Here is a 9,697-nt window from a genome sequence, read left to right as displayed (position 1 = left end):
AAAGCCTGTCCGTACGCGATCTGCGCTGCGGACAGGCAGCGCGTGCGGGCCCTTATCCGTTTCGCAGAGCGACAATCTGTCCAACTGCATGCAATATAAAAGTCAAAATACTGTCATCTTGACCGGGATTTGTCCCAAATGGAGCCAAAATCTGCGAACAACTCCAGCTTATTTTGGCGATATTCGTCCCAATTAAAGAACCAGACTCGCCATATATGCTGAACAACGTATTATTACTTAGGTAACACGCGATTCTCTCGGCCTAGGGGCCCGGGCGCGTGCCGGGAGAATAATGCGTGGCTCTTGCGACAGTTGGCGGCGAGTTTCAGGTCAATACGGAAACGGCGTCCGGTCAGAATTCACCTGCCATCACCTATCTCGCCGGTGGCGGCTTCGTGGCTACCTGGACGGATACGAGCGGCAGGCTCGGCGACTACGACATCGGCATCAATGCCCAGATCTTCGATCCCGCCGGCCAAAAGGTGGGAGACGAGTTCCTCGTCAACACTAATGTGTTTTACAATCAGGGCATGCCGGCGATCACCGCGCTGACGAACGGCGGCTTCGTGGTGACCTGGGCCACTCCGAACTTCGGCACTGGTCCGGGTTATGACTATGATGGTTCGATCAGCGCGCAGATCTACGGTGCTGACGGCGCCAAGATCGGCGGCGAGTTCATCGTCAACACGATCACGAACGGCTACCAGTATCAGCCCGGCGTAACGGCCCTCGCAGGTGGCGCATTTGCGATCACCTGGACAGATGGCGGCAGCGGCACGCTGGGCGATACCAGCGGAAACAGCATCAAGGCGAAGATCTTCACCTCCGACGGAGCCGTCATCCACGACGAGTTCCTCGTCAACACGACGACGGCCAACTCCCAATATGGTTCGACGATCGCCAGGCTTGCCGATGGCGGCTTTGTCATCACTTGGAACGACGATAGCCAGGCCCTGGGCGACACCAGCTTCAACAGCATTGCGGCACAGGTCTTCAACGCCGACGGTTCGATGCGGGGCGGCGAGTTCCTCGTCAACACGAGCAAACAAGGCAGCCAGAATGCGCCGGTTGTCACCGGGCTCGCCGGTGGCGGCTTCGTGGTCACGTGGTATGACTACAGCGGACTGCTCGGCGACAACAGCCAGAGCAGCGTCAAGGCCCAGATCTTCAGTGCCAATGGCGCCAAGGTAGGCGGCGAGATCCTCGTCAACACCAACACCAACGGCACCCAGTTCATCCCCACGGTTGCCGGCCTGTCCGATGGCGGTTTTGTCGTCACCTGGACCGACGACAGCCATACGCTCGGTGATGCCAGCGGCAACGGCATCAAGGCGCAGGTCTTCACGGCTACCGGCGCCAAGGCAGGCGGCGAGTTCCTCGTCAATACCACCACGGCGCTGGACCAGCAGGTGTCGGCCGTGACCGCCGCGCCGGGCGGCGGTTTCATCGTGAGCTGGGCCGACTATAGCTTCGAGAGCTACCCGGGTGCCTACCCCACATCGGTCATCAAGGCGCAGATGTATGGCGCGGGGGATTTGCGCATCAGCTCGGATGGCGGTGGCGACACGGCCTCTGTTCTGGCACCCGAAAACGACACCGCCGTCACCAAGGTCACGGCAAGCTATGTCCCGATCGGCGCCACCGTGACTTATGGGATCAGCGGCGGGGCCGATGCCGCGCTCTTCGCGATCGACGCGCAGACCGGCGCGCTCACGTTCAAGCACGCGCCGAATTTCGAGATCCCCGGTGATGCCGGCGCGAACGGCATCTATGATGTGATCGTGTCGGCAACCGCCGGGACGGTTACCGATACCCAGCAGATTGCAGTCACGGTGACCGACGTAAAGGAACCGCCGGTGCCGATCAGCAAGCTCGGCGGTGAAGGCCTCGTCAACACGGCGACTGCTGCCGACCAGCTCGAAGCCGCGGTGGCGCGGCTCGCCAATGGTGGCTTCGTGGTGACCTGGCAGGACTTCAGCGGGACCTTGGGCGACAGCGACCCCACGAGCATCAAGGCTCAGATCTATGGCGCTGATGGCGCCAAAGTGGGCCCCGAATTTCTGGTCAACACCACGACGGCCAGCAGCCAGATCCAGCCCGTGGTCACCGGGCTGAAGGATGGCGGTTTTGTCGTCACCTGGACGGATTTCAGCGGGACCGGCCTCGATGCCAACGGCAGCGGCATCAAGGCGCAAGTGTATGACGCCGACGGTGCCAAGGTGGGCGGGGAATTTCTCGTCAACACGGTCACTCAGGGCGAACAGTCCAACCAGGAGATCACCGCGCTTGCGAATGGCGGGTTTGTCGTCACCTGGATGGATTTCAGCACGTGGCCATCCATCATCAAGGCTCAGATCTTCGACGCGGCGGGCACCAAGATCGGCAGCGAGTTCCTGGCGAACACCGACACCACCGACCAGCACCGGTACCCTGTCACGGCAGGGCTCGCCGATGGCGGGTTCGTCATCTCATGGTACCAGCAGTCCTACTCCAGCGCAGGCTCGGCGAGCCACATCGAAGTCCAGAGATTTGCGGCTGACGGTACCCCGGCAGGCGCGGCAATCCAGATCGTTCCGGCTGAAAACCATGGCGTTAGCGAGCAGCGCATCGCTGCCCTTGCCGGGGGCGGTTTCGTCGTCACCTGGACCAACGGCGACTACGCCGCAACCAGCAACTATACCGAGCTCAGCGGGCAGATCTTCGCAGCCGACGGGACAAAGCTGGGAGGCGAGTTCCTCATCAACTCGGAATTGGCGGGCGACCAGTGGACCCCGCGTGTGACCGGCCTGCCCAACGGCGGCTTCGTCGTTGCCTGGTACGACAATGGTGCCGATCTCAACGGCCCCGGAGACTCCAACATCAAGGCCCAGGTCTTCGATGCCAGCGGCCACAAGCAGGGCGACGAATTCACCGTCAACACGCAGACCGCCGACGTGCAGTACGATCCGATGATCGCCGGTTTCGGCAATGGCGGGTTCGTCGTCACCTGGACCGATTCCGACCCTGCCGGCGATGGCAGCGGCTGGAGCGTCAAGGCCCAGATTTACAGCGGCGGCAGCGCAAACTCCGCACCGGTGATCGATTCCGGCAATGGCGGGGCCAGCGCCGCGGTGATGATCGTCGAAAACACCAAGGCCATCACCACGGTCCATGCCACCGATCCCGACGCGGGCACGACGCTGACCTATTCGGTCAGCGGCACAGATGCGGCGTTGTTCGATATCGATTCCAGCACCGGCGCGCTCAGCTTCAAGACCGCGCCGAATTATGAGGCTCCCGCCGACAGCGGCGCGAACAACGTCTATGATGTGGTGGTGACTGCCAGCGACGGCACCGATGCCGATACGCAGGCGATTGCCATCACGATCGTGAACGACGACGAAACCCCGCGCACGGGTCAGTTCCAGGTTCCCACCTCGGTCCAGCCAGGCTCGGGGAAATCCGGGGGCGCGATCACGAAGCTCGCCAGTGGCTATTTCGTGGTCACGTGGGATGCTTCGTTCACCGATGGCGATGGCAGCGATTCCGGCATCAAGGCGCAGATTTTCGGCCCGGCCGGCAACAAGATCGGCAGCGAATTTCTGGTCAACACCTCGACCCTCGGCATCCAGAATCAGCCGTCGGTCGGCGCGTTGGCAAACGGCGGGTTCGTGGTCAGTTGGACCGACCGCAACGGTGATGCCGATGGCTGGGGCGTCAAGGCGCAAGTGTTCGGCCCGCTCGGCGCCAAGGTGGGCAGCGAGTTCCTCGTCAACACGCAGATCGTCAGCCATCAGCTCGATTCGAAGGTCACGGGCCTCTCGAACGGCGGCTTCGTCATCACCTGGAATGACGTGAGCGGCCTTGGCGATGGCAGCGGTACGAGCATCATGGCGCAGATATACAGCGCGAACGGTGTCAAGGTGGGCGGCGAATTCGTTGCCAGCACCACGACGTTCGGCGATCAGTATTATCCGGTCATCACCAGCCTTGAGGGTGGCGGGTTTGCGATAGCCTGGTCCGATGCCAGCGGACAGGGCGGCGACAACAACGGATACAGCGTCAAGGCCAACATCTTCGATGCCGCCGGCGTCAAAGTGGCAAGTGAAATTCTGGCCAACACGCAGACTGCGAACCAGCAGTACATGTCGACGATCACCAGCCTTTCAGGCGGTGGCTTCGTCGTCAGCTGGATCGATTACAGCGGCATCGGAGGCGATGCCAGCAACGCAGGGATCAAGGCGCAGATCTTCAGCGCCAATGGCACCAAGGTGGGCGGCGAGTTCCTCGTCAACACCCAGACCGCGCTGGATCAGGTCAATCCTGCTGTCAGCAGTCTGGCCGGCGGCGGCTTCGTGGTTGCCTGGCAGACCAACGATCAGGGGGCGAGTGACGGCGAGGGCGCCGCGATCAAGGCGCAGATTTTCAGCGCCGCCGGCGCCAAGATCGGCACGGAGTTCCTCGTCAACGTCAAGGGTGCCGGCAATCAGACTTTGCCGAAGGTCATCGGGCTCGACAACGGGGACTTCGTGATCACGTGGCAGGATGATCGCCTGTCCAGCATCGAGGCGCGGATTTTCAGCGCGCCGCATGCACCGGTGATCACCTCGAATGGTGGCGGGGATACCGCTGCGATCTCCATCGCGGAAAACACCACCGCCGTGACGACGGTACTGGCCACGGATCAGGATGCGGGCACTACGCTGACGTATTCGGTAAGTGGCACCGACGCGTCCAAGTTCAATATCGACGCTGCAACCGGCGTGCTGACCTTCAAGACCGCACCCAACTTCGAAGCGCCCGGCGATGCGGGTGGCAACAATGTCTATGATGTGGTCGTGACCGCCAGCGACGGCGTGATAACCGATACGCAGACGCTGGCCATTACGGTTGGGAATGTGAACGACGCGCCTGTCATCTCCAGCAATGGAGCGGGCGCGTCGGCGAGCGTATCGATTGCGGAAAACAGCACGGCCGTCACGACTGTCATCGCCGGTGATGACGATGGCAATAAGGTGACTTACGCGATCACCGGCGGTGCGGATAAGGCAAAGTTCGAGATCGACGCGCAAACTGGTGCGCTGGTGTTCGTCGGCGCGCCGAATTTCGAGGCGGCCGCCGATACGGGCGCAAACAATGTCTATGACGTCGTCGTCACCGCCAGCGACGGGACACTGACCGATACGCAGGCGATCGCGGTGACCGTCACCAATGTCAACGAGGCACCGGTCATCACCAGCGATGGTGGTAGCCCGGCGGGCACCGTCTCGATCTCCGAAAACGGCAAGGCGGTAACCACGGTCAGGGCATCAGACCCCGATGCGGGCACCGCGCTGACCTATTCGATCACCGGCGGCGCGGACGCCTCCAAGTTCCAGATCGACGCCAGCACCGGTGCGCTGGCCTTCATCAACAAGCCCAATTTCGAAGCGCCCGCCGATGCCGGCGCGGACAACGTCTACAACGTGACGGTGACAGCCTCGGACGGCACGCTCACCGATTCCCAGCAGCTGGAGGTGACCGTGGCCAATGTGAACGAACCCCCTGTCATTACTTCGAATGGCGGCGGCGATCTGGCGAGTATCTCGGTGGCGGAGAACGGCACCGGCGTCACTGTCGTGGCGGCAACCGATCCGGAATCCGAAAGCGTCACCTATGCCATTGCGGGCGGCACCGACCGGCTCAAATTCAACATCGATCAGGCAACCGGCACGCTGAGCTTCAAGGCCGCGCCCAACTTTGAAAGCCCGAGCGATTCGAACGGCGACAACGTCTATTCGGTGTTGGTCTCTGCCACTGATTCGGCCAACAATTCCTCATTCCAGCTGCTTTCGATCACTGTGACGAATGTCAACGAAGCGCCCGTGATCACCAGCAATGGCGGCGATGTGGCGGCCAGCATCTCGATCAGCGAGAACACGACGGCGGTCACAAAGGTCACGGCGACCGATCCCGATGCCGGGGCGACCCAAACCTACTCGATCAGCGGCGGTGCGGATGCGGCCAAGTTCCAGATCGATGCGGCAACCGGCGCGCTCAGCTTCAAGGCCGTGCCCAACTTCGAGGCGCCGACCGATGCCGGCGGCGACAACGTCTACAACGTCACGGTCAGCGTCAGCGACGGCAGCCTGACCGACACGCAGGACATCGCGGTTACGGTGACCGATGTCGCTGAAGGTCCAGCCTTCACCTCGCTCGGCAAGCTGGGCGCGGAAACGCTTGTCAACACCAACACCTCGGGCCGCCAGTACACCCCCTCGCTCGCCGGGCTTGAAGGCGGCGGGTTCGTGGCCGTCTGGACGGACCTCGATTCCAAGACCCTGGGCGACACCAACGCCGGCGCGATCAAGGCGCAGCTTTATGCGGCCGATGGCACGGCCGTGGGCAGCGAGTTTCTGATCAACACCTTCACCCCCGGCAACCAGATCGATGCCACGGTCACCGCGCTCAAGGGCGGCGGGTTCGCCGTCACCTGGTCGGGCCCTTCGAACGATGGCTTCGATATTCTGGGACAGGTCTTCAATGCGTCGGGCGGCAAGGTCGGCAGCGAGTTCACGGTTAATCCCGCGACTCCGCCCTACAGCAGTCAGTATGCGCCCACGATCACCGGGCTTTCCGGCGGCGGTTTCGTGGTTACCTGGTGGGATGCCGACAGCGGCACGGGCGGCGATTCTGTCGACAGCATCAAGGCCCAGATCTACGCGGCCGATGGGTCCAAGGTCGGCAGCGAGTTCCGTGTGAACACTGTCACGGCGGGTAGTCAATTCGAACCCTCGATCGCCAGCCTGTCCAATGGCGGTTTCGTCGTGACGTGGAATTCGGACGAAGGAACCAGCGGGCCGACGCATGATCTTGCGATCAAGGCACAGGTTTACAGCGCGACCGGTGTGAAGGTCGGCGGCGAATTCCTCGTAAACACGGCCAATGGCGGCACCCAGCAGAAGGCCGAGGTCACCGGCTTGCCGGATGGCCATTTCGTCGTCGTCTGGGAAGATGAAAGCGGCGTCGGCGGCGATAGCAGCCGTTCGGGCATCAAGGCTCAGCTGTTCGAGGCCGACGGCACCAAGATTGGCGGCGAGATTCTCGTCAACACCTTTACGCCTGACTACCAGCGCCTACCCAAGGTGGCAGCGCTCGCCAACGGCGATTTCGTCGTTACCTGGAACACCGCCAACGATGGCAACGGTACGAGCGTTTCGGCGCAAGTGTTCCATGCCGATGGCAGCAAGTTCGGCACCGAGTTCACGGCGAACACCTCGACGACGTTCACGCAGCAGAACCCATCTGTCACCGGCCTCGCCAACGGGACCTTCGCGGTCGCCTGGCAGGACGACAGCGCCAGCCAGCTCGATTACGCCCGCAGCTTCGATATCCGCCTCCAGCTGTTCGGCAACAACAGCGCGCCGGCAATCACGTCCGACGGCGGCGCGGCGACCGCTTCGCTGACGGTCAATGAAAACAGCACCGCGGTTACCACCGTCCAGGCGACCGACGCCGAGACGCAGGGCGCCGTCCGCTACTCGATCAGCGGCGGTGCTGATGCGAGCAAGTTCGACATCAACAGCTCGACCGGCGTGCTGACGTTCAAGACCGCGCCGAACTTCGAGGCGGCGACCGACAATGGCACCAACAACGTCTACGACGTGAAGGTCAAGGCCAGCGACGGTTCGCTGTTTACCGAACAGACCATCGCGGTGACCGTGGCCAACGTCAACGAAGCGCCAGCGATCACCAGCAACGGCGGCAGCCCCGCCGGCAGTGTTCAGGTTGCGGAGAACGGCACCAGCGTCACCACGGTCCAGGCCAGCGATCCGGATGCCGGTACCACGCTGGTCTATTCGATCACCGGCGGCGCGGACCGGTCGCTGTTCTCGATCAACAGCAGCACCGGCGCGCTTTCGTTCAAGAACGCGCCGAATTTCGAAGCACCGGGCGACAATGGCGGCAACAATGTCTACGACGTGACCGTCACCGTCTCGGACGGCGCCATCACCGACAGCCAGAACCTCGCGGTCACGGTCACGGACGCCAACGATGCTCCGGTGATTACCAGCAGCGGTGGCGCCGGCACGGCAACCGCCTCGGTCAACGAGAACGGGACGCTCGTCGTCGACGTCAACGCGACCGACGAGGATCCGAACACCACGCTAGTCTACTCGATCAGCGGCGGCCTCGATGCGGGCAAGTTCGATATCAACGGCACGACCGGCGTGCTGACGTTCAAGACCGCACCGAACTTCGAAGCGCCGACCGATGCCGGCGCCAACAACGTCTATGACGTGATCGTGACAGCGAGCGATGGCACACTGTTCGATACTCAGGCGATCGCGGTCACGGTCACCAATGTCAACGAAGCGCCGGCGATCACGAACAACGGCGGCAGCCCGAACGGCGCCGTGTCGATTGGTGAGAATGGCACGAGCGTGACGACGGTGCAGGCGAGCGATCCGGATGCGGGGACCACGCTGGTCTATTCGATCAGCGGCGGCGCGGATGCGGGCAAGTTCGATATCGACAGCGCCACCGGCGCGCTCACCTTCAAGTCGGCGCCCAATTTCGAGGCACCGACCGATGCGGGCGGCAACAATGTCTATGACGTGATCGTGAAGGCCAGCGACGGCACGCTGACCGATACCCAGGCCCTCGCGGTCACGGTCACCAATGCCAACGAAGCGCCGGTGATCACGTCGAATGGTGGTGGGAACGCGGCCAGCCTCATTGTCGACGAGAAGGTCGCGACGATCGCCACGGTCGTCGCAGGCGATCCCGACGCGGGGTCCTCGCTGACCTATTCGCTGGGCGGTGCGGATGCCGCCCTGTTCAATATCGATGCCGCCACGGGCCAGCTCACGTTCAAGGCACGACCCAATGTGGAGACGCCAGGCGATACTGGCGGCGACAATATCTACGATGTCATCGTGAAGGCCAGCGACGCCGGCGGGTTGAGCGATACCCAGGCACTGAGCATCGAAGTGCGGCGCTTCATCTACGGCACCGCGCTTGCCGACAGCGGGACCAAGGCCACTACCGGCACGGTCGCTAACGACTACATGTTCGGCCTTGCGGGCAACGATGTGATCACCGGGCTCGACGGCAACGACACGATCGACGGCGGCTTGGGCAACGACCGGATGGCAGGCGGCAAGGGCAATGACACCTATGTCGTCGACAGCACGGCCGATGTCGTCACCGAACTGGCGAATGAAGGCACCGACACGGTTCTGGCGAGCGCCTCGTCCCATACTCTCGGCGCGAATGTCGAGAACCTTACCTTCACGAACGCGGTCAAGCACAAGGGCGTGGGCAACGATCTGGCCAATCGCCTGACCGGCCATGACGAAGCGGACTCGCTCGCAGGCAAGGGCGGCAACGACACGCTGCTGGGCCTTGGCGGCAACGACACGCTGTTCGGCGATGCCGGCAACGATGTGCTTGACGGCGGGACTGGTGCCGACAAGATGGTTGGTGGCGAGGGTGACGATGTCTACTTCGTCGATAACGCAGGGGACCGGGTGGTCGAGGACTTCCGCAAGGGCAGCGACACGGTCAACGCCTCGGTGACCTTCACGATCTCGAGCCAGGTCGAGACGCTGAACCTGACCGGCAGTGATGCGATCAACGGCACCGGCGGCAGCAACGCCAACACGCTGCGGGGCAACACGGCTGCCAACGTGCTCAATGGCTGCGCGGGTGACGACGTGCTGTCCGGCGGACTGGG

General features: G+C 62.8%; 1 protein-coding gene. It reads left to right on the top strand.

The annotated features are described in order from the left end of the window. Positions 1-296: 296 nt before the first annotated feature. A partial coding sequence (locus tag AQZ52_RS01990) for a beta strand repeat-containing protein (protein WP_205626405.1) occupies positions 297-9,697 on the top strand: 9,401 nt, incomplete at its 3' end.

It is taken from the genome of Novosphingobium fuchskuhlense (assembly GCF_001519075.1).
Classification (GTDB): Bacteria; Pseudomonadota; Alphaproteobacteria; order Sphingomonadales; family Sphingomonadaceae; genus Novosphingobium; species Novosphingobium fuchskuhlense.
This window is presented reverse-complemented; position numbering and strand designations above follow the sequence as displayed.